17 protein-coding genes are annotated in these 20,608 nt (G+C 36.1%); 8 read left to right on the top strand and 9 right to left on the bottom strand.

What is annotated here, in order from left to right; all coding sequences use genetic code 11:
• Positions 1 to 260 precede the first annotated feature (260 nt).
• Together K0B81_01975 and K0B81_01980 are read left to right on the top strand one after the other, a co-directional pair.
• Positions 261 to 2,732, top strand: a complete 2,472-nt coding sequence (locus tag K0B81_01975) for a hypothetical protein (GenBank protein ID MBW6515369.1) — start codon at positions 261 to 263, stop codon at positions 2,730 to 2,732.
• 5 nt (positions 2,733 to 2,737) lie between these two features.
• On the top strand, positions 2,738 to 3,325 hold the full coding sequence (locus K0B81_01980) for an HAD family hydrolase (protein MBW6515370.1): 588 nt from the start codon (positions 2,738 to 2,740) through the stop codon (positions 3,323 to 3,325).
• Positions 3,326 to 3,359: 34 nt separating this feature from the next.
• On the opposite strand, the gene K0B81_01985 is transcribed toward K0B81_01980, so the two are convergent.
• The 6 genes from K0B81_01985 to K0B81_02010 all read right to left on the bottom strand — a co-directional run bounded on the left by K0B81_01985 (position 3,360) and on the right by K0B81_02010 (position 9,267).
• The gene (locus tag K0B81_01985; GenBank protein MBW6515371.1) at positions 3,360 to 4,292 is read right to left on the bottom strand and encodes a glycosyltransferase; all 933 of its coding nucleotides are present in this window, start codon (positions 4,290 to 4,292) and stop codon (positions 3,360 to 3,362) included.
• Positions 4,293 to 4,307: 15 nt separating this feature from the next.
• Positions 4,308 to 4,931, bottom strand: coding sequence for a phosphatidate cytidylyltransferase (locus K0B81_01990; GenBank protein ID MBW6515372.1), 624 nt, complete (start codon positions 4,929 to 4,931; stop codon positions 4,308 to 4,310).
• A gap of 93 nt (positions 4,932 to 5,024) precedes the next feature.
• The gene (locus tag K0B81_01995; GenBank protein MBW6515373.1) at positions 5,025 to 6,218 is read right to left on the bottom strand and encodes an NAD(P)/FAD-dependent oxidoreductase; all 1,194 of its coding nucleotides are present in this window, start codon (positions 6,216 to 6,218) and stop codon (positions 5,025 to 5,027) included.
• A 2-nt stretch (positions 6,219 to 6,220) separates the two neighbouring features.
• Positions 6,221 to 6,391, bottom strand: a complete 171-nt coding sequence (locus K0B81_02000; GenBank protein MBW6515374.1) for a 4Fe-4S binding protein — start codon at positions 6,389 to 6,391, stop codon at positions 6,221 to 6,223.
• Positions 6,392 to 6,460: 69 nt separating this feature from the next.
• Entirely contained in the window at positions 6,461 to 8,029 is a 1,569-nt protein-coding gene (locus K0B81_02005) for a DHH family phosphoesterase (GenBank protein ID MBW6515375.1), read from the bottom strand.
• On the bottom strand, positions 8,029 to 9,267 hold the full coding sequence (locus K0B81_02010) for a hypothetical protein (GenBank protein ID MBW6515376.1): 1,239 nt from the start codon (positions 9,265 to 9,267) through the stop codon (positions 8,029 to 8,031). Before K0B81_02010 ends, K0B81_02005 begins: the two co-directional genes overlap by 1 nt.
• A gap of 264 nt (positions 9,268 to 9,531) precedes the next feature.
• Between K0B81_02010 and K0B81_02015 the strand changes: the two genes are divergently transcribed.
• The 4 genes from K0B81_02015 to K0B81_02030 all read left to right on the top strand — a co-directional run bounded on the left by K0B81_02015 (position 9,532) and on the right by K0B81_02030 (position 13,703).
• Positions 9,532 to 9,687, top strand: a complete 156-nt coding sequence (locus tag K0B81_02015) for a hypothetical protein (protein ID MBW6515377.1) — start codon at positions 9,532 to 9,534, stop codon at positions 9,685 to 9,687.
• Between the two features lie 48 nt (positions 9,688 to 9,735).
• Entirely contained in the window at positions 9,736 to 11,049 is a 1,314-nt protein-coding gene (gene aroC, locus K0B81_02020; protein ID MBW6515378.1) for a chorismate synthase, read from the top strand.
• Positions 11,046 to 12,611, top strand: a complete 1,566-nt coding sequence (locus K0B81_02025) for a type I 3-dehydroquinate dehydratase (GenBank protein MBW6515379.1) — start codon at positions 11,046 to 11,048, stop codon at positions 12,609 to 12,611. Before aroC ends, K0B81_02025 begins: the two co-directional genes overlap by 4 nt.
• A gap of 78 nt (positions 12,612 to 12,689) precedes the next feature.
• On the top strand, positions 12,690 to 13,703 hold the full coding sequence (locus K0B81_02030; GenBank protein MBW6515380.1) for a hypothetical protein: 1,014 nt from the start codon (positions 12,690 to 12,692) through the stop codon (positions 13,701 to 13,703).
• A 35-nt stretch (positions 13,704 to 13,738) separates the two neighbouring features.
• Here K0B81_02030 and K0B81_02035 read toward each other — a convergent pair whose 3' ends face one another.
• Genes K0B81_02035 through mgtE form a run of 3 tightly spaced genes read right to left on the bottom strand, consistent with a single transcriptional unit; the run spans position 13,739 to position 17,688 of the window.
• Positions 13,739 to 15,490, bottom strand: coding sequence for a hypothetical protein (locus K0B81_02035; GenBank protein MBW6515381.1), 1,752 nt, complete (start codon positions 15,488 to 15,490; stop codon positions 13,739 to 13,741).
• Positions 15,429 to 16,301, bottom strand: coding sequence for a 16S rRNA (adenine(1518)-N(6)/adenine(1519)-N(6))-dimethyltransferase RsmA (gene rsmA, locus K0B81_02040; GenBank protein MBW6515382.1), 873 nt, complete (start codon positions 16,299 to 16,301; stop codon positions 15,429 to 15,431). Before rsmA ends, K0B81_02035 begins: the two co-directional genes overlap by 62 nt.
• 31 nt (positions 16,302 to 16,332) lie before the next feature.
• On the bottom strand, positions 16,333 to 17,688 hold the full coding sequence (gene mgtE, locus K0B81_02045; protein ID MBW6515383.1) for a magnesium transporter: 1,356 nt from the start codon (positions 17,686 to 17,688) through the stop codon (positions 16,333 to 16,335).
• A gap of 579 nt (positions 17,689 to 18,267) precedes the next feature.
• On the opposite strand from mgtE, the gene K0B81_02050 reads away from it, so the two are divergent.
• Both K0B81_02050 and K0B81_02055 read left to right on the top strand, forming a co-directional pair.
• Positions 18,268 to 18,471 (top strand): hypothetical protein, encoded by a 204-nt coding sequence (locus K0B81_02050; protein MBW6515384.1) that lies wholly within the window; start codon positions 18,268 to 18,270, stop codon positions 18,469 to 18,471.
• A gap of 235 nt (positions 18,472 to 18,706) precedes the next feature.
• Positions 18,707 to 20,509: a peptidylprolyl isomerase gene (locus K0B81_02055; GenBank protein MBW6515385.1), complete on the top strand. Its 1,803-nt coding sequence runs from the start codon at positions 18,707 to 18,709 to the stop codon at positions 20,507 to 20,509.
• The last annotated feature ends 99 nt before the right edge of the window (positions 20,510 to 20,608 follow it).

A 20,608-nucleotide genomic window follows, 5' to 3' on the forward strand; every position in this document is an offset into this window, starting at 1 on the left:
AATTTGAAGCAGGATTTCAATATTTAACCCCTTTAATAACTATTACAACAAAAAAAGGCAATTCGTGAATTGCCCCTACTTAGAAAATATCTCATAGTATCTATTAGATACCTTAAGTTACTGATCATCTTTGTGTTATGCATTAGCTTAATATCTTTTTCCATTAGGAAGTAATATAGTCGGATCTATCCGACTATATTACTTCCTAATGTTTGAGAATAACTATCAATCAGCAAATTCTTGACACATATAGTAAGGGAATGAAGCCTGTTATCATAAAAAACAGTAATCATTTAAGGAGTCGTTTTCAGTTAAGAATGAGGATCAGGGTTGGCTTATTAATTATATTAGGGCTTTTTTCACTAACATCATTGTCCTATGCAGAGGAAATTGAATTATTAGATAATGTTCAAGAACCTGATTCTCTTGATGTTCCTGTAATACTCGATGATATTTCAACAGCACTTGTAGAACTAGATTCCTTGCTATATTCAGCAGACGATATCTATTATGATGTTATCAATGAAAAGATTATCCTCACTTCTAATGCTACAATGAGATATCATAGTTCTAATATTAAAGCTAACGAGATCATAATTGATCTGGCAAACAATCAGGCGAATACAAAGGGTGAAACATGGATGCAGGACGGCACTCAGGTCTTGTTTGGCACAGATGTCAGTTATGACATAGCAACTACCAATGGTGTGATACATAATGGTGCTAGTAGGTTAGAAAAAGGGTTCTATTATGGTAGAGAAATACGAAAAGTGAGTGAAGATGTCTATGACATAGATCATGGATACTTTACAACCTGTGAGATAAAAGACCCGAATTTCTTTATTTATTCAGGACGGATGCGTCTTTTTTATCGAGATAAAATTGTCGCCAAACCGATCATCTTTTTTGTGAATCACTTTCCGATTTTGATGTTACCTTTTGGCACGTTTTCCGTAAAAACAGAGAGGGCAAGTGGGATATTAGTACCTGAACCGGGATATAATTCAGTAGATGGAAAATTTTTAGAAAACATCGCCCTTTATTATGCTTACGATGATTATGCGGAAGTAACGACGGCTCTTGACTGGCGGGAAAGGACTGGCTGGGAAGCACGATTAGAGAGTAATTACATTAGAAGATATTATTTTAACGGTAGTTTGTTAGCTCGTTATCAACATAGAATTGACTCTCCTTATAGTTCGCGTCAAGAGTGGTATATTCGGGGAAGACATCATAGTGACTTCATTGACCGCTCTACACTCGATGCTAATTTAGAGTTTATGAGCAGTAGGACTATCTGGGAAAGTTCCGATATTATTGATGAAAGATTGATGGAACGGGTAACCTCTTCAATTGCCTATAGAAGACCTTTTTTCTCAACCACTTTGAGCTCCGGTGCAACTTACACTGAGATACTAACAGACAATACAAAGCAGTTGATATTACCAACTCTCTCCTTTTCTTTGCCTTCTAAGCCAGTCTACGAGCTTTTCACAAGAAAAGAGACCGGTTTCGTTGATGCTTGGTGGAGTCATTTCAGTTATTCATACAGCTTTAGGGCTGTTCACTACGGATTTATTACTGATCCAAATCCAAGTTTAGCGGATATCCTATACAAAAATACTAAAGATCCGGAGGGAAATTACATCAACCAACATAATGCCGGAATTAGGCATACACTCGGTTTATCCTACAATAGAACCTTTTTTAATTGGATGAATTTCAGCCAGTCATTGACCGGAAATGAAGTTTGGTTTGATCGTGACCGAGAAGGGAAGATCTTGGTAAGAGGACATGATTATGGTACTAATACCCGTCTTTCTGCTCCTTTATATGGAATGGCTTCATTCCCCAATTTCAAGATCAGAACTATCAGGCATATTGTTACCCCGTCAGTCGGTTTTAATTATTCTCCTGATTTTACAGAGAATCAACGTTTCTTTTCCTTTAGCGGCATCAGTTTAAATTCCTCGTACCGCAGGAGAACCATTAATTTCGGACTCGATCAAAAATGGTCTATGAAATATCATGAAACTCTTACAGATCGAGACCGTGCTTTAAACGATGTACTCACTCTGAATTCAACTATTTCCTATGATCTGGAAAGAGAAGGGAAAGCATTTTCTGACATTAATCACTTTGCAGGATTTCGTCCCGGCACAATTTCACTACCATGGTTCAACTTCAGATACTCCACCACCGGTTCTGCCCGTCAAGATGCCTATAGTTTCGATATCCTTAACTGGAGGATATCCAATACATTAAGTATCTCAGGAGAAAGACCATATTATAACTATTTTCCTCAAGAAAAAAACGTTTTCTTTACCGGTGCTGCCTTTCAACCGGAAACAAGAACGGAACAGATAGCGGAAGAAGACTTACGAGATACTGCTCGGGACCTGTCTCAACTAAGCCAACGATATCCTTGGGATTTAACCTTTAATCATGATTATTCGCGGGTGACGGCAACAAACTTTTCTACGAGTAATCTCCGTTCTTCACTCTCTTTTAGATTAACATACAACTGGTCAATAAACTACAATAATTATATCAACTTGGAAAGAAACGAACTGATCTCACAATCATTATCGATCAGTAGAGATATGCCCTGTTGGAAATTACTTATCAATTGGTCTAAACAGGGTGATTACTGGAATTTCCGAGTAATGTTCTATAATATTCAGCTTCCTGAGACTTTACGCCTAAGACACACAGAATATCGAAGAGGATAGTCATTGTGTTAACTGCAAGATTCTCTGGCGCAGTCTTTCTTGACCGTGATGGGACGATCAATAAGGACAGTGGATATATAACTCATCCGGAGGATTTTAATATCTTTCCTTTTGCAGGTGAAGCAATAAAGATCTTAAATGACCTGGGATTTTTAACCCTTATCGTCACCAATCAATCGGGAATTGCTCGAGGATTTTATACTTTTAATGACTTAGGAAAAATACATACAAAGATGCTGTCTCAATTAGCAGAACATGAAGCAAAAATCGACAAGATATATATCTCCCCCTATTTTCATGAGGGAACAGTAGAGCCGTACAATGTATCTCACATAGACAGAAAACCGAATCTTGGTCTTTTTTATCAGGCACAGAAAGATTATGAATTCTCAGTGCAAAAATCTTTTATGATCGGAGATCGCTATACCGATATTGAGTTTGGGAAAAGAGCCGGACTGACTACGATTCTTGTCTTGACCGGTGATGGAGAGAGTGATTTTTTAACTAATCGCCATAATTGGATATATAAACCAGATTATATAGTCAAGAACCTTTTAGTGGCTGCAAAATTGATCAAAAAACTTAATAGTTAGACACGTTTAAGAGAACTGAGATTCTCTTTTATAGTCAGATGTTACTTGTCTTTTCAATAGAAATGTTATCTTCTTTACCCTGTTTTCTGCTTTGATTGACAATAAGCTCACCAATCAAGCCGATAGAGAAAAACTGTAACCCTACCATAATAAGCAGGATACTCACGAACAGCAAAGGTCTGTTGTAGAGTGGCATCCCGCCAAAGAATTTCAGATAAGAAAGATAGAGTCCGATCAGAACACCTACTAATGTTAAGAAGAGTCCTAAACCACCAAAGAGATAAAGAGGACTACGGACATAATTGGTAATCAACTTTACTGTAAGTAGATCAAAAAAACCACGGAAAAACCTCTCTTTACCGTATTTAGATTTCCCATAGGGTCTTGGTCGGTGTTCGACTTCAATTTCTGTCACTCTGAACCCTTTAGCTGCAGCCAAGACAGGAATATAGCGGTGCATCTCACCGTAGATATCGAGCTCCTTGACAACTTGTAAACGATAGGCTTTAAAACCACAGTTAAAGTCATGTAGTTTGATCTTGAAAAAAAGAGCAGTAAAAAAATTGAAAAATCGGGAAGCCAGTCTTTTTCCAAATGGATCATGTCGCTTCTTTTTCCAGCCGGAGACTAGGTCATAACCATCCTCAATTTTTTTGATAAACGTTCCGATCTCTTGTGGATTGTCTTGTAAATCGCTATCCATAGTAAAAACAATCTCTCCCGATGCTTGTGCAAAACCACTTTGCAAAGCTGCTGCTTTACCGAAATTCCGTCTTAACTTAATTATCTTTAGTGAGGGATCATTCTCGGCCAATTTTTGTAGAATCTCAAAACTCGTATCATTACTACCATCATCAACAAAAACCAACTCATATTCATGTTCTTTAATTTCAGCAATAATTTCTTTGTATAGTTGTTCTATACTTTGAGATTCATTTAAAACAGGTATAACAAAGGATATCTTCATTACAAATCCTCACATTTATCGAGTTATTGGCATAATTATTGATGCAAAAGACATTACAACACCTGTTATTATAGGCATCTTAACATTATCGTTGATGGGTAGATTTACCATTTCTGATATCGTTGCAGCTAAAGCACCAATTAAGGACATAGTAGGATGTAAACCGAAAATAAGGGCGTAAGCAAAACATGAAGCGAAACAGGCTATAGATCCCTCTAAGCTCTTTGAAGTACCCTTAATTTTTCGATAACCATAGCGAATACCAAAAATCGCAGCTAAAGTGTCACCTAAAGAGAGGAAAGACAAAGCAGCAAAAGCGATCTCTCTGGGGAAAAGTGCAATAGAGAAAACTGTTGCAGTCAATAAATAGGAGGCACCGGTCAAGTCATGCATCTCGTGTTTTCGTAACATAATGCCGAAAATTTTATAAAAAACACGCTTAAAAGATTTATTCTCTAATCTGATCACCTCGAGTATAATAGCACCAAAGGCAAATGGGAAAAGAATTAAAATAGCTAATATTTTATTGTATCCGAGAATATATCGATAAGAAAGAGGTAATGCAATAGAACTTATATGGATTGATTTACGGTAGAGTTCTTTAATTTCGCGGTGGGTAAGTATTAGTCCTTTGGCCATTTAGACACTCACTAAGCTATTAATAGTGTATCACAGGCATTTTTCCCGTGACTTTTCGAATCTCTTATCACCATAGATATGACCTATTATAGATCAGAAATTGATCTTGCTGACCACAAAAGCTTTTGCCATATCAGCAATTAACTTTGGATCACCTTTAATTACCTGTTTGAATAAATCGGTTAATGTAAACTGGTCAGGAGGCATATTCTTACACATTTCGGATATTTTGTTCAGTCTCTCATCTGAAGCATAAAGAACTTTTTCTTTGATCGAATACATGAACCTATGTTTAGAACCGAGTGCTTTCTCCCACTTTTGAGAATATGGTTTAAGGGCTTTAGCCGAACAATCATCTTTGCGGATCGCTTCAGCAGCAGTTTCACCGGCAATCTTACCAGCTATCATTGCCTGCTTAATTCCTCCGCCGGTAATCGGATTTACCTGATGAGCAGCATCTCCTACCAACATAAGATTGTCAGCTATTATATTTGGTAAAGTCGTAGCTATCGGAATACCTGCATAAACAATATAACTAACAGAAGCATTGGGAAACTTTGCACAAACGAACTCGTCTAAGTATTCTTGGGCTCTCTTATGAGAAGCAAAACTTCCGGCAATTCCTACTCCAACATTGGCAGAAGTCTCTGACTTGGGAAAAATCCAGACATATCCGCCGGGAGCTATCTTTGTACCAAAAAAGAAAGATATCACATGTCTATCAACTTTTATATTGTTAATAGTATATTGGACACTGGTCGAGATATCTTCTAACTTTAAATTGGTTTTCAATCCAAACCATCTGCCAACTCTTGATTCAATACCATCTGCTCCTATTACAATTCTACACTTAACCTGCCGTTCTTCACCAAGAAACTTATAAAACAGCGTTACAGTGTGATCATTATTTCTTTGCATGCCGGTAACATTGGATTTTGTTTTCATGATAACACCTTTGTTACATGCTATGTCACACAGTGCACTATCAAAAATACGCCGTTCTAAAACATATCCCTTAACTTCAGACTTCATCTCCAGCATATTGCCGTCCGGAGTATATAATCGGGCTGCAGTAATCTCACTTGCTATCCATCTTTTATCGATATTGATAAAGGTTTCTAAGCCACCACCTGAGATCCCTTCTGCACAGCGAACCGGAATTCCCGGTTCTCTATCACGTTCCAACATTAATACCGAGAGACCATTCTCTGCAGCAAACCTTGCCGAAACACTACCGGCAGGTCCTGCACCAACAACTACAACATCAAACTGATTTTCATTTGTCATAACTAACTCTTGTGTTCGATGGCCTTAGCGGGACAAATAATGAGACAATTACCGCATTCAGTACAGACATTCTGATCAATCTCAGCATTAAATTCTTCTATAGTAATTGCATCAACTGGACATACGGATACACAGCTACCACAAATATCGCACAGGTCTTTTCTGATAAACATTTAGCGACTCCCAACAATCTATATCAATGGTTCAAATATTATACTGACATGCATTAAACTAAACAACTGTCAGTTAATACTCTCCTTGAAATCGAGTATTAGATACTTACCGTCCGGTTTAAAAGTAAATACTATGTCGTAATGATGATTTATCTCATAAGTTTTAAAAGAGATGGGACAGTTATTATCCAACAATTTTTCAATACGATAATTACGGATGAGAAAAACCGGTTCGAGTGCGTTTTCTCCATAGGGAGCAAAATAACTCAGTAATTCCGGCAAGTCATTTAGATCTTCTTCTACTATCTCCGCATCAATGTTAATAACTCTTTTCTGTTCAATAAACTCTCTGTTTTGATTAGCATAGTCACTAAAAAGCTCTATAAACCTTTCAATTTTTGAATGATGGGTTAGAAATCCTGCTGCCCTAATATGTCCACCGTATTGATCGAGAGATTCTTGAGCAAAATCAAAGGCCTTGACTAAGTCGAATCCTTCTGTACACCTCGCTTCACAGACATAATTTTCCTCTTTCTTTTTAAGCATAATCACAGGTATCTTAAAAAGATAGGAGATATAGTTAGCAGCCCATCCAAGAAAAACATAGGGAATCTCATCCCTATCATCTTTGAAGATATAAAAAATTTCATCTTTGCTCGGGAGTTTCTTATCAATAATCTTCTTTACATGGTGAAGAGTATTTTCGTATTCGTTTTTTTTCGGCAATAAAGAAGCTATAAGCTCTCTCTTTTTATAAACAGGTGCTAACAACAGATATAATGCCGTATTCTCTCCATCATCGTCACGACCATTATTGAACAATTTTATTAAATTGGTAATAAACGCCATTTTAGAGAAATAATTATCTCCAACCAGATTGTAATTAGGACAGAGCATGAGAGTAGTATCATCTATAGCAAACCATCTTTGGAGAGCTATCTGACATAAGACACGATTTACACCTGTCATCGGTGCTTTATCAGCGATCGTACCAATAGCAGTCCACAAGATATAATTTTCAGGTTGCTTAACCTCTAAGAGTTCAGCCATAGCTTTGACAAGGAAGAATGTCACACCAACACCGGCTAACATATCATAAGGATAGGGACAATCTGTCTGTTTGGGATTTACTATAGTATAGGCATCTGGTAATTTTTCCGGAACTATATGATGATCGGTTATTATAGTTTCACAACCAAGCTGATTTATTTGTTCAACACCCTCTATTGAAGTGATTCCACCATCTACTGTAACAACTAATGAATGTCCTTCTTCTCTTACTTTATCTATAAATTTACTCTGGATCCCGTGATGTTCTTGCATTCGGTTAGGTATATAGTAGTAGTGATTCTGTGATCCAATGTAACTAAGAAAATCAAAAAGAATATATGTACTGGTTATCCCATCCAGATCATCATGGCCAAAAATGATGATCTTTTCCTGCTTTCTGACAGCTTTGATTATTCTTTGAGCTGCCGTTAGAAGGTTTTTCATAATTTTTTCATCAGGAATATTGTGACCGTAATACTCATAGAGTTTGGTCTCACTATAAATAAAAACATCTATAGTACTCTTAGTCAATCTTAGATGCTCTTTTAATGAAGGTGATACTCTATCAACTAAATGCCACTTCAGCATTATCTATATCCTTCAAATTCTGCTTCCGGTATTTCTCTTGGTTCTGTTCTTCTGGGTCTACTTCGGAAGAAATCAAATCCTGCCAAACCAATTCCAAACAGTAACTGCTTGTCCTGATAAAGATTGACTGTCTTATCACCCCTCACCATATATTTAACTGCGAAATCAAGCTGACTATTGGGAGACTGAAGTGGAATTGTAAAACCAAAGGTTAATGCCATTTCCGATAATTCATTTCCATTCACATCAAAAGGAAGAGTACGATAATAACCACCTGTTCTCAAGGGTATTTTCTGGTACCATTTCTCGAATCCCCAATATGGCTCATAAGCAAAACCAATTCCAACTTTATAAGTATCGGAAGAATTATTGTAATACTTATTATCGTTCCACAGCTCAAATTCAACATCCGCAGTAACTCTATAATTATCAGTAAACCTATAGGCAGTGCCTAGACCGATTTTATGAGGAAGTTCAAAACTACTTTCTCCTAAATCAAAAACCGAATGGACTGAGACTAGCTCTGTTTTCCCTTTCATGGATACACCATATCTATACATTCCCCCCAGAGAGAAATTTCCAAAACTTCTGTTTAGTCCAACGGTAATACCCGGGTTACGAAAAGTTTCATTGTATTCATATTTGGGATTTATGAAACCGCCAGCTCCCGTAAACTCCTGAGTCCAAGCTCTGAACCTATGCCCTAAGTAATAGTCCAGAGAAAGACCGACATTGGCAATTCTATCGGTATAAGCATAAAAGAAAGATCCTTTATACATATAGGAACGTACTTTATTTATCTCAGTATAATCGTAACTAATGTCATCTTCAGTCCAATTTTGATCGTAGCTATATACATCTGCATTACCTGACAATATCGGAGCAAAATCAAAACCGATACGGTGTCTTTTTAGGGGAATTGTCATGTTGAAATAAGGAAAGTGTAAACCATCTTTGCGGAATTCATTGCCCTGGTTGTCATAGTAATAGTAATTACCATACAAGATCCCCGTTGCAAAGTAAACCTGATTTAAGGTAGAAGCTAAGGAAGGATTTTTATACCCTGTATTTCTCCTGTATACATCACCTAATCCGGTCTCACCCATACCAGTTCCATAAATATCGGCATTGTTTTCCTGATTGGGAATACCATAAAATGAGAAAACTGAGTTTGCATTCAAACCTGAAGCACAGAAAAAAGCAACAATAGCAGCTATTAAGATAATCTTGATCGACATAATCTTCGTCCATTATATTTAGTTTACTTTCTCCAAAAAAAAACGATAGAATTAGTTGTCAACATTTTGCTCTATTGACATAATTATTGATAGTTGTTCGAAAATATCGGTTTATAAAATGATCCTACTGCCATCCTAAAAAATAAACCAAGCTATATGCTATATTCGATAGATGTCTTTTTTTGTTGACAAAATTAATCACCTAATGGTATGAATATTTTAGTTGTATTTTGTAGAAAATATCTGAATTGATGGAGGTTTTAGATGTTTTTGTTTTTATTTACCAAAAGAAGAGAGACTAAAGAGGAGGAGATGCCGGTAGTAAAAACTCTAAAAGATTATCAAAATGTGACATATCTTCATCGTGAAGATCCATTTTCACGATTGAAAATAATTGTACGCAGATTGTTCAGTAAGTAATACTGCTTGTCATCTCTACATGACTTTTAACACATTCTTTATCTCGGTATGAAAGGCAATCACTGGGATAAAATATGTGGTTTTACTGCTTTCGGTGAGAGTTATAGTCCTGCTGTAGGCGTAGTTATTGAAGATATCCAGCCCGGCATTGAATTTCCTTATCAGGAGATTCAGGAGGAACTAAACAAGCGTAAACCGGGTAGAGGAGAATTTATATCTCCGAGACAAGAACCGGATGAATTAGTCGTTCTCTCTGGTGTATTTGAAGGGAAAACAACCGGTATGCCGATCTGTATGCTTGTTTATAACAAGGACTTGCGAGCTGAAGATTATGAGGTGATTAAAGAAGTTTTCAGACCCGGTCATGCTGATCTGACCTATTTTAAGAAATTCAAAATCTATGATTACCGTGGTGGTGGAAGAGCTTCAGGTCGTGAGACTATTGCTCGAGTAGCTGCTAGTGTATTAGTTAACAAGATCCTGGAACCTATCAAAATAGATCTATATCCGGTATCGATCGGAGAGATTTCTACTGAAATTATTGATCTTGATTTTGCTAAGAATAATGATCTTTGTTGGCCTTGTCCTCATACTTACATTAAACTTTTAGATTATCTAAAGACTATTAAGCATTCTGGTAATTCTTCAGGAGGCATTGTAGAGGTAATCATCAGGGGTGCTCCAAGTGGACTCGGTGATCCCGTTTTTGAGAAACTGGATGCCAATCTTGCCAAAGCAATACTCTCGATTGGTGGTGTAAAAGGGATAGAATTCGGAGCCGGTTTTGCTTTAAGTCGAATGAAAGGTAGTGAAGCAAATGACCCCATCTTAACATTAACTGATGAAGATGCTTCAGATAGGTCTGGTGGGATTAATGGTGGTATATCTTCAGGAAAACTCATAACTTTCAGATTTGTTGTTAAGCCGACACCTTCTATAGCTTTACCACAACAGACAATAGATAAAAAAGGAACTCCCCGAATTCTTAGATTAAAGGGTCGTTTTGACACCTGTTTAATTCCAAGAGTGATTTCGGTTGCTCGGGCAATGATAAAACTGGTCTTAGCCGATGCTCTTAGTTACCAGAAGTTAATCGAGCAGAAACCTGTTGATCTTGATACTCTGAGAGAAGCCATAGATAAAGTTGATGAAGATATATTGATATCACTGTGCCGTCGTGATAAGATCATTGCACAGATAGCTGGCTTTAAAAAAGAAAAAGGGATCGCAGTTCATCAACCGGAGAGAGAACAAAATCTCATAAAAAATCTGTTACAAAAAGCAGAGCTACTTAACCTTGAACCGAGATTAATTATTGAAATCTGGTCAAAGCTGATAGAGCATAGTAGAAATAAACAGTGAAAATTTTTTCTATTCCGGCTTGCAGTAACTTTCCCTACTCTGAAATTCGACACTATAGTTATGATCTATTAGAACTTAGGTTAGATTACTCTGAAAATCCATTAGTTTTTCCGACACGTTTGGAGAGTTTCCTTTCAATAGACTCGACAACTATTGTCACGATTAGAGACCTTTCGGAGGGGGGAGTTAAATCAATTCCTTTCGAACAAAAATTAGCTTCATATTTAGAATTGATAAAAAGAACCAATTGTTTAGTGGATTGTGAATTTGAACTATTCATCAAACACAACCCTCCAATACCACACGAAAATCTAATTCTCTCCAAACATTTCTCTGAAGAGTGCTCGAATCTATCGGAAACAGTCTCAGAGACTATCGACAAAGCGAATAAGTTCAATGTTAGATATCTCAAGCTAATCATTCCTGTTGAAACTTATCAACAGATGCAGAATTTCTCGAACTGGAAAAAAGCATCAAAGACTCCCCTAATAATTTTAGGATCAGGATTATTGGGCAAATTATCAAGGATTCTATGGAAACTGAACGGTTCGGTTGGGACATATCTTGCACTGGAAAATTTTAAAACATCTCCTGATCAATTAACCTTTGAAGAATATGAACTGTATGGTTGTGAACTACTGGATGAAAGAACAATATTGGGTGGTATCATCGGAGATAAGCATGTCTATAATTCTCTGGGATTACTCTATTATAATCGGAAACTTCGTAGGATAGACAGTAGAATTGCCTATCTACCATTTCCTGTAAAGGATCTACAAGACTTTGTTTCTTGGTTGAGATATATGAATCAACAGATCATATTTTATGGATTCTCTGTTACAATGCCTTTTAAATCTTTGTTTTCGCAATACTTTTTTACAACAGAGCAGAAATCTGATCATCATTTGTCATCAGGACAGGAACATCCATCAAAGTCTGATTCTTATCAACAGCAAAAGATAAAACAGAGCAGCCAAACAAGTGATATCTTGACTTCACTTGCTCAAACAAACGATCTAACATCTAAGATTGCCAATCTCTTCTCTGTCAAAGTTGATACTAATCATCAATTAGAAGACATTCTGCCCGAACAATTTCTCAATACTGACCTTGATGCCTTTAGAGAATCAATAAAGATTCTGAACGTTGATAAAGATGATTTAATTCTAGTTTTTGGTGCTGGGGCAACAGCTTGTACTTTTTTAAGAGAATTCACTAATTTCGCCAATCTCAAAATCAGTTCCAGAAATGAAGAAAAAGGAATCGCGTTGGCAAAATTGTGTAAGATTCGATATCTATCACTGAAAGAGATCGCTGACGTAACATTTGATTTAGTAGTTAACTGCACTCCTTTAGGAATGGTTGGTGAAGACTTTTTTTCTGTAACAGGTATTACTATGCCCAAGAAGTTTCTTGATCTAACATATACAAAACAAAAAACAAAAGCTATTAATAGATGTATTGAAAAAAAAATCCCCTGTGTTGATGGTCAGAAATTTTGGTTGCTTCAGGCAAGGAGACAAGAAGAGATGTTTAGGAGAAACATTTCTAAGCTGTTATAATAAGTAGATTGACACAATATCAAAGTAAATTAGTTTATATTAAAGATGCTTACTTATCTGTAATAAGAGAGAAGAGAAATGAAAATAATCAAAGCTATCCAGAAACTTATGAATATAAATAACTTCTATTTTGTACTTACTATGTTATTGATCATTGGCTTGACAAGCTGCCGTCTAGGTGATGCAACTGGACCAGGTACAAATATACCATATATATATCATATTGGAGAGATCAATACCCCCGGATTTGCCTATGCAGTTGCTGCCAGTGGTAACAAAGCATATATAGCAGATGGAATTGGTGGCTTGAGAATTATTGATATCTCGATGATGCACTTTCCGGATGAAGTAGCTTATTATGAAGACGATGGAGTTTATTACGATGTGAAATTCTCCGGTGGTGATCATGCCTATGTTGCTGCTGGTGAAGCAGGATTCAAGATCATAGATGTCAATAGTCCTTTTGGTCCTGAATTGATAGGTCAATACTCAACTTTTAATGCCTTCGGATTAGATTTCGCCGGAAATTACATTTATCTAGCCGATTTTACAGATGGGATAAAAATTCTTGATATTACCAGCACTTATAATGTCTTTCCAATAAGCAGTTTTAGTGTTTCCGGTCAAATAGTCAATAATGTGACTATCAGCTGGCCTTATCTTTACGCTTCAGCTCGTTACGGATTTTCCATAATAGATATAAGTAATCCTTTTGCCCCGTTAGAAGTGCATTTTGAACCGTTGAGTAATGTTTATGATATAGAAGTTATGAACCAACTTGCCTATATAGCTTATGAAGGCGGATTAAGAATATACGATGTAAGCCAACCTAGTGATCCCCAGGAACTTGGTTTCTGTGATCTTCCTGCTACTGCCCGTTCAGTACAAGTGCGAGGCGATTTTGCCTATCTGGCAATTGGATCTAGTGGTCTCTCCATTGTAAGAATAACCAATCCGTTACAACCCTTTGAGATTGCCTATTACAACCCTGTTGCTGGTGAAATGTCAGATCTCTTGCTCTTTGGTCGTTATTTATTGATAGCTAATGGCAATGCCGGATTTCTAATTCTTGAGTTTTCACCCGGCTATTAAATGTAGTGTAATTGGGATATGTAATTTCAAATTTGTTAGAAAGAAAAATATAATAGTGCGTTAGCCCGCCAGAGAATGTCATCTAATTTAGTTCCGGAACTGTTAACTCCAACACTAACGTAGTTATTGCGATTGGGGAAAAAGTAAGAGATTTCATATTGATGATTAAACTCATAACGAAAAGTAGTCCAGATAAATCTCGGTCTAATCATGAACTCAAAGCGTTCTATCCTGCGAAATATCTCCATTTGTAGGGTATGATAATCGTTCTCAACAATAACTTCATAGGCATTACCTACTAAATTTCCACTACTATTGTTTTCATAAGAATATGTTACACCTGCAATCATATCATTATATAAATAAAGACTTTCCCTGTCGAGAGAAATGGGATAAATATATTTAGTCCAAGGGAAAGTAGTCAAAAGTGTATATGATGCTGAAAACTTCCGGTACATTCTGTCTCTGACAGTATCACCCCAGTAATAATCATCGTAATCTGCCCGGAGATGATAATCCTGCAAAAAGAGCAAATTCGGGGTGAGAGCAATATTCAATGATGGTAAGAAGTTATAAATGCGCGTTGTCTTATTATTTGCTGACATCGCAGAGTTCACATAAATTTCTTCGCGTAAGGTGTAATTGAGATGATTTATCAGTTTTATTTGATCACGTATATATGTATAATAACTCAATTGGTTTTCATCAATCAGTTGATCATTATCTAAAATATTTGTGCTAATAGTATAATCAGTTCTGGTAAGATTCAGATTTCGTTTGAAGATCAAAGAATCTCGTTCAGAAAAGATATAACTGATACTGCCTTTGAAAATTCGTTGTTCTTGCTGTCTACTATTTCTATCTTCTCTAAAAGATCTTAATAAAATGTTATACTCCCCTCCTATAGAAAATCTAAACCGCTGCCAGAAATATTCAGTATCAACATATAGTGAGTTATCTAACTCTAAAAAATTACGGTCTCTCATAGTTCTGAGACGATTGTCACGAACCTGAAATATATCTCCCAATCTTAAGTACAAAGAATCTGATATCCTGTTTCTATATAATACTGAAGCTCTATAGACTGATCGAGTGTGAGTGTCTATTTGATCGTTTAAGAGAAAGATCTTGTTAGTGTGCCTTCGAAAAGTTAGTTCTGTATCTATCATGGGGTCAAAGATTGTGAATTTAAGTTCAGAACCGTAGTTTCTTGAAGAATCATAATCTAGATTCATGATATCAAGAAAAGAATATAGAGAAAAGAAAGCTACTTTAAACTCTCGAGAAAAACTTGCATTGTTAAAACTATGATATCCATCACTATAAAAAGTTCCATCTGAGTACCTGCTATTCAATTCATCTGAATGAATATAAGTCAGTCTGCTGTAAACAAAAAGACTATCATAGATGTTATATGCAACATCTAAACCTATTCTTCTATATGTTTTTTCAATTTCATATCTCTCAATATCCGGTTTTGCTTTATCAATTGCAGCGTTAAAATCCATATGGAGTGAAAAAGAAGTGTTTTCAAATTCTCTCATTATTTGCCAAACCAGGTCAGCATTTCTACTATATCGTTGGAATCTTTTGTTGCGAGATTGAGTCAGTGTTCCGTAGTGTCTAAAAGACCAGTAGTTAGGTAATGAATAAAAATACTGGTAGTTGTTAAGAAAGTTGATATTTCCGTAATAACTCTGGTATTCACTCTCTAATAAGAGAGCTTCAACTTTGATGACTACGAATATTATTAATATGATGATAAAGATCAACAAAGTCTTTTTCATCTAAACTTTCGCCTCTTCGGGATAAATTATACTTGTGATGACTCTTGGTTTCTTTATTCTGTTTTCCTTCCTGATTATCATTCGCCTCGAAAATTTCTGTCAAGAATTGAAGTTCTTGTTTACTGAGAATAGCTGATAAATTGTTCTTCAAAGTCTTGCGTCGCAAATGAAAGGCAGTTTCAACAATTTGCCAAAATAAATCAGGATTTCTTATATCTTCCTTATCTTCTCTTTTGATCAGACGAATCACTTCTGAATCTACTTTTGGTTGAGGTCTGAAGAGATGGCGGGGTACTTTAAATAGTTTTTTCACCTTAAAGTTGTACTGAACTTTCAGAGTTAAGACTCCATAACTTTTAGAGCCGGCAGAAGCAGTCAGCCTGTCTGCAACTTCTTTCTGTAACATCAAAACTATAATCCTAAAATAATCTGCATAATCTGATAGCTTATATAACAACGGTGAAGTTATATTATAGGGGATATTGGCTACTAATACAATCTGAGATCTCTCATTCTTTAGTCTCTCAATGTTACTAAGAATTTCAGCCCAATTTGCTTTTAATACATCTTGAGGTATCAGGTTGATACTGTCATTAAAACGATCTTTTAGCCAAGGGATCAGGTCCCTATCAATCTCAAAACAGGTCAATCTGCTGCCTGCTTTGATGAGTTCTTCGGTCAAAATACCTTTACCGGGACCAATTTCCCAAACTTCTTCATCCTTCTCTATCTCAGCAGACTTCACTATATTGGCTGCAATATTCTTATCGATAAGAAAATTCTGGCCTAAAGCTCTCTTTGGTTTAAACATAGTTGATACTATTCTTCTTGCTCTTTCAGAATCACTGGGCTGGAATCTGAAGTATTATTGTTGCTAAAGTAAAATAGACGATTAACGATAAAGCATCAACTATAGTAGTTATAATCGGTGCAGCCATGATTGCCGGATCGACCTTTAAGCTTTTAGCTATTATTGGCAGTACACAACCAACCGCTTTGGCAATAACAACAGTAAAGAAAAGTGAAATTGAAACCGTTAAAGATAAAAGAACACTAACTCTGTCTACAAGAAGAACTCTACCAAAATTTATGATAGCTAACATTAGACCAACAATAATACTGACTCTGAACTCTTTGTAAAGGACAGTATAAAAATCCTTGATAGTTACTTCTCCTAAGGCCATACCTCTTATGATCAGAGTTGCAGATTGAGCACCGGCATTGCCTCCTGTATCCATTAACATCGGAATAAAAGCTGCTAAAATTACCACCGAGCTGAGAGCGTTTTCAAATCCCTGTATTATCAGACCAGTGAACGTTGCTGAAATCATCAAGACCAACAGCCAAGTGATCCTTTTCTTAGCCAAATTAATAACACTGCTATCTAAATACTCCACTTCATTATGGATTAAGGCAGCCATCTTTTCAAAGTCTTCTGTATTTTCTTCTCTTAAAACATCCATAATATCATCAGAAGTGATAATACCTTGCATACGGTTATGGTGATCAACTACCGGGATGCTGGCAAAACCATATTTTTGAAATAAACGACCAACTTCTTCCTGATCAACATCGGTTCTTACACTTATTACCTGTTCGTTCATGATGTCTGAAATTTTTGTATTGAAACCGTGGACTACTATATCACTCAATGAAGCAACGCCGATCAGATAACCATCGTCATCTAACACATATAGAGTATTTGTAGTCTCTGCTTCCTTGCCCTCTTTCTGTAATAGATGCAAGACTTCCCAAACAGTCATATTCCCCTTGACGACTATAAATTCAGTCGCCATTATACCACCAGCACTCTCCGGACCGTATCCCATCAAGCGTTTAACTTCTGCTACATCTTCTTTATCTAATTGCTTGATTATGCTGTCTGCCTGCTCAGGATCGACTGATTCGAGAAAGTCGACCAATTCGTCGGATGCCATTTCACGAAGAATTTGCTTCTGCTGAGATGGTGAAAGAAGATCATAAATCACTATCTTATCTTCGTCGTCTGCTTCTTCTAATAGCTCAACTACTGTATTCAAACTCAATTTATTGATCAATTCTCTTCTATCGCCATCAAACTCAAGTATAGCTTCTAATATATCTACAGGATGGATATCTACAATCAGATCTTTCAAATGCTCTGCACTGTAGCTAGAAAGTATTTGTATTAAGTCACTTGTCGTAATGTCTCTTGCCATATGCCACCTCACGTTGCCAAACTCATGATACTCTTTGCCAACTTTGCTCTCTGTTTGTTTAAGCAATATTCTAATTAATATCTAGCGCTATATATTTAATTCATTCAAATAAAAACACCACTTTGCTTAGGTCAAGAATAATCAATCTTTTCACTAATTCGGCTATGTTTTTAAAGCAGTGGATAATCCCTTATACACCCTTGCTTTAGAAAATAATTCTCTATTTTTGACCTTTCTGTCTAAGAACTTTCTAGTTTTTTAAGCTAAAATTTTTGTGTTTATCATTGAGATTAATTATTATAGTCAGCAGAACTTTTTTTGAGTTATAAATAACGCAAAGCGATCTAAATTAAAATTAAAGGGCAATATATGAACTTCATTCATATTTATAAAACCTTATCAAGCATATAGTTAGAAATAGATAATACAGAGAGCCATAATTGTTGACAACAAGTCTCATAGTTTTCCATTGACTTAGTTGTTTATATCCTTGATAAAAAAATCAGATTGCTAAATATCACAAATTAATCTTTAAGTGAATAGCTTTTAAGGTTAAAATTTAACAAAGTGAGGTGTATTATGGCAAAAGCAAAAAAGAAGGTAACGACTACAGATGAAGCTACTCGTTTAACTTTCAGGTTAGATGATGATACCGTGGCTACCTTTAAAACAATAGCTGCGATCAAAAGAATGAAGTTAGAAGAGCTTGGTAGGGAAGCTGTTTATGATTTAATTAAGAAACATAAACCAACACTTAAAAACTTCCAATCCATGTTCGAGTAGAAGTTTCAGTAGTAAATCTTACAGTAAAAACCCGCTATAATATAGCGGGTTTTTTTGTTTATCAAACTAATTGATCCTTTTTTGTGCTTTTCTTCATCTAACATCTAACAAAGAAATTGAAAGAAGTATTGATACAATCTGCTCTCCGAAAAGTTATGATTGACAAAAAGATAGATAATAAATCTTTGTTTGAAGATTAACAACAAATAGCGTTTTATAGCAGGAGGTTTTAGGAATGCTTGATATATTTAGGAAAAAAGCGAAAATAATCATTTATATAACCGCTTTTGCTTTCATAATTGGTATGGCCTTAATGGGTATAGGAGGGTTGTTTGATAGCCGTTCTATGCATGTTGGTCAAATTGCAGGGAAAAAAATATCAGCTCAAGAATACGAGAATCTATTTAGAAATACCCTCTGGAACTATATGCAAGAAAATCCAGATACTCAACCTGATGAACAAACAATACAGCAATTGAATGATCAGACATGGCAACAATTAGTGCAAAGAATACTTTTCGATCAAGAAATACGAAGACGTCGCATCAGAGTCAGAGATCAACAAGTAATTGAAAAAATGAAAAATGATCCCCCTCAATTCCTTAGAGAATGGGATTTGTTTCATACAGATGGTGTTTTTGATAACGAGCTGTATTTAAATACATTACGTACAGGTATCGCCCCTAATGGTCAACCGCTTGATTTCAGCTGGTTAGAAGACCAAATACGTGCCCAATTACCATACGAATTACTCTTTGAAGAGATCAGAAATGAAGTAACGGTAACATTAGATGATGTTGAAGAAGATTTCATTAAGAAGAATGATAAAGCCCAGGCAAAAGTAATCTATTTCGACCCCAATAAAATAACCGATGTAACAGTAACTGATGAAGAGATTGAAGAATACTATCAGAACAACTTGGAAGAGTTTAAAAAACAACCGAGTGCCCGTTACGATTTTGTTCGTTTTCAGATGCAACCTAGTGACAGGGATCAAGATGAGGTATTACAAGTAGTGAATGATATACATTCTCAGTTATTGGATGGTGAGGATTTTGCTGAATTAGCCAGAGAATATTCACAAGATCCTAGTAATGCTGAACAGGGTGGAGATTTAGGATTCTTTGGTAGAGGCAGAATGGTTCCTGAATTTGAAGACAAAGCTTTCACTATGGTAGTAGGAGAAATCAGTGAACCAGTAAAGACCCAATTTGGTTGGCATATAATTAAGCTAACTGATACTCGTATAGGCGAAGACAATGAGACAGAGGTTCGTGCCAGTCATATCCTATTGCGGGTAGAAGCATCCGAACAAACAAAGTTAGAGATCCAAAACAGAGCAGATGAATTTCGCTCATTAGTTCTCAAAAAAGGGATCAAAGAAGCAGCTGAGGAATTAGAATTAACCGTTTCGGAATCTGGTCTTTTTGAAGAAACAGCACAATTCATTCCCGGGGTTGGTAGATTTGAAGAACTTGCTGAATTTGCCTTTTCAAAAAGAGTTGGAGAAGTACCTGAAGTTAAGGAAGCTGCTAATGGTGATTTATATGTTCTTCAATTGGCAGAAAAATTGCCTGAGAGATACGATGAATTAGATACTGTACGAAATAGAATCAGACCTAATCTGGAAAATCAAAAGAAGCGAGAGAGAGTAAAACAAATAGCAGAAGAATTTTATCAAAGCCATGAATCGAGTGAATTCTTGGTTTCTGCTACAAGAGAAGGTTGGGAAATAATTGAAGCTCAAGATGTCACCATAGATCGATCCATACCTCGAATAGGCAGGATAGAAGAATTAAATGAAGCCATTTTAGCTGCTGAAGTAGGTGAATTCACAACATTAATTAAAGGCGAAAGAGGCGCTTATATCGCCTATATAGATGAGAGGATCTATCCTGATATGGAAGATTTTGCTCAGAGACAGGATTTATTGTTGATGGAGATGACTGAGAGGGAACAGACTCAACATCTGAATGAGTGGTACCGAAACTTATTGGATGAGACCAAGATAGTAGATAATCGACATCTCTTCTATTAGGTCTAATGATCAATTATTATTGAGGCATAGAGATCAAAAGAGAGCTATTAAAAATAAGGAAAGGAGGGATGTATCCCTCCTTTTAACCTTTTAGGGATC

It is taken from the genome of Candidatus Cloacimonadota bacterium (assembly GCA_019429305.1).
Taxonomy (GTDB): Bacteria; Cloacimonadota; Cloacimonadia; order Cloacimonadales; family JAJBBL01; genus JAHYIR01.

Excerpts from the sequence above, each read along its gene's own strand:
- K0B81_01975 (MBW6515369.1), top strand. The coding sequence starts at position 261 with ATGAAGCCTGTTATCATAAAAAACAGTAATCATTTAAGGAGTCGTTTT.
- K0B81_02005 (MBW6515375.1), bottom strand. The coding sequence starts at position 8,029 with ATGCTGAAGTGGCATTTAGTTGATAGAGTATCACCTTCATTAAAAGAG.
- mgtE (MBW6515383.1), bottom strand. The coding sequence starts at position 17,688 with ATGGCAAGAGACATTACGACAAGTGACTTAATACAAATACTTTCTAGC.
- K0B81_02055 (MBW6515385.1), top strand. The coding sequence starts at position 18,707 with ATGCTTGATATATTTAGGAAAAAAGCGAAAATAATCATTTATATAACC.
- aroC (MBW6515378.1), top strand. The coding sequence starts at position 9,736 with ATGAAAGGCAATCACTGGGATAAAATATGTGGTTTTACTGCTTTCGGT.
- K0B81_02050 (MBW6515384.1), top strand. The coding sequence starts at position 18,268 with ATGGCAAAAGCAAAAAAGAAGGTAACGACTACAGATGAAGCTACTCGT.
- K0B81_02030 (MBW6515380.1), top strand. The coding sequence starts at position 12,690 with ATGAAAATAATCAAAGCTATCCAGAAACTTATGAATATAAATAACTTC.
- K0B81_02035 (MBW6515381.1), bottom strand. The coding sequence starts at position 15,490 with ATGAAAAAGACTTTGTTGATCTTTATCATCATATTAATAATATTCGTA.
- K0B81_02000 (MBW6515374.1), bottom strand. The coding sequence starts at position 6,391 with ATGTTTATCAGAAAAGACCTGTGCGATATTTGTGGTAGCTGTGTATCC.
- K0B81_01985 (MBW6515371.1), bottom strand. The coding sequence starts at position 4,292 with ATGAAGATATCCTTTGTTATACCTGTTTTAAATGAATCTCAAAGTATA.
- K0B81_02015 (MBW6515377.1), top strand. The coding sequence starts at position 9,532 with ATGTTTTTGTTTTTATTTACCAAAAGAAGAGAGACTAAAGAGGAGGAG.
- K0B81_02010 (MBW6515376.1), bottom strand. The coding sequence starts at position 9,267 with ATGTCGATCAAGATTATCTTAATAGCTGCTATTGTTGCTTTTTTCTGT.
- K0B81_01990 (MBW6515372.1), bottom strand. The coding sequence starts at position 4,931 with ATGGCCAAAGGACTAATACTTACCCACCGCGAAATTAAAGAACTCTAC.
- rsmA (MBW6515382.1), bottom strand. The coding sequence starts at position 16,301 with ATGTTTAAACCAAAGAGAGCTTTAGGCCAGAATTTTCTTATCGATAAG.
- K0B81_01995 (MBW6515373.1), bottom strand. The coding sequence starts at position 6,218 with ATGACAAATGAAAATCAGTTTGATGTTGTAGTTGTTGGTGCAGGACCT.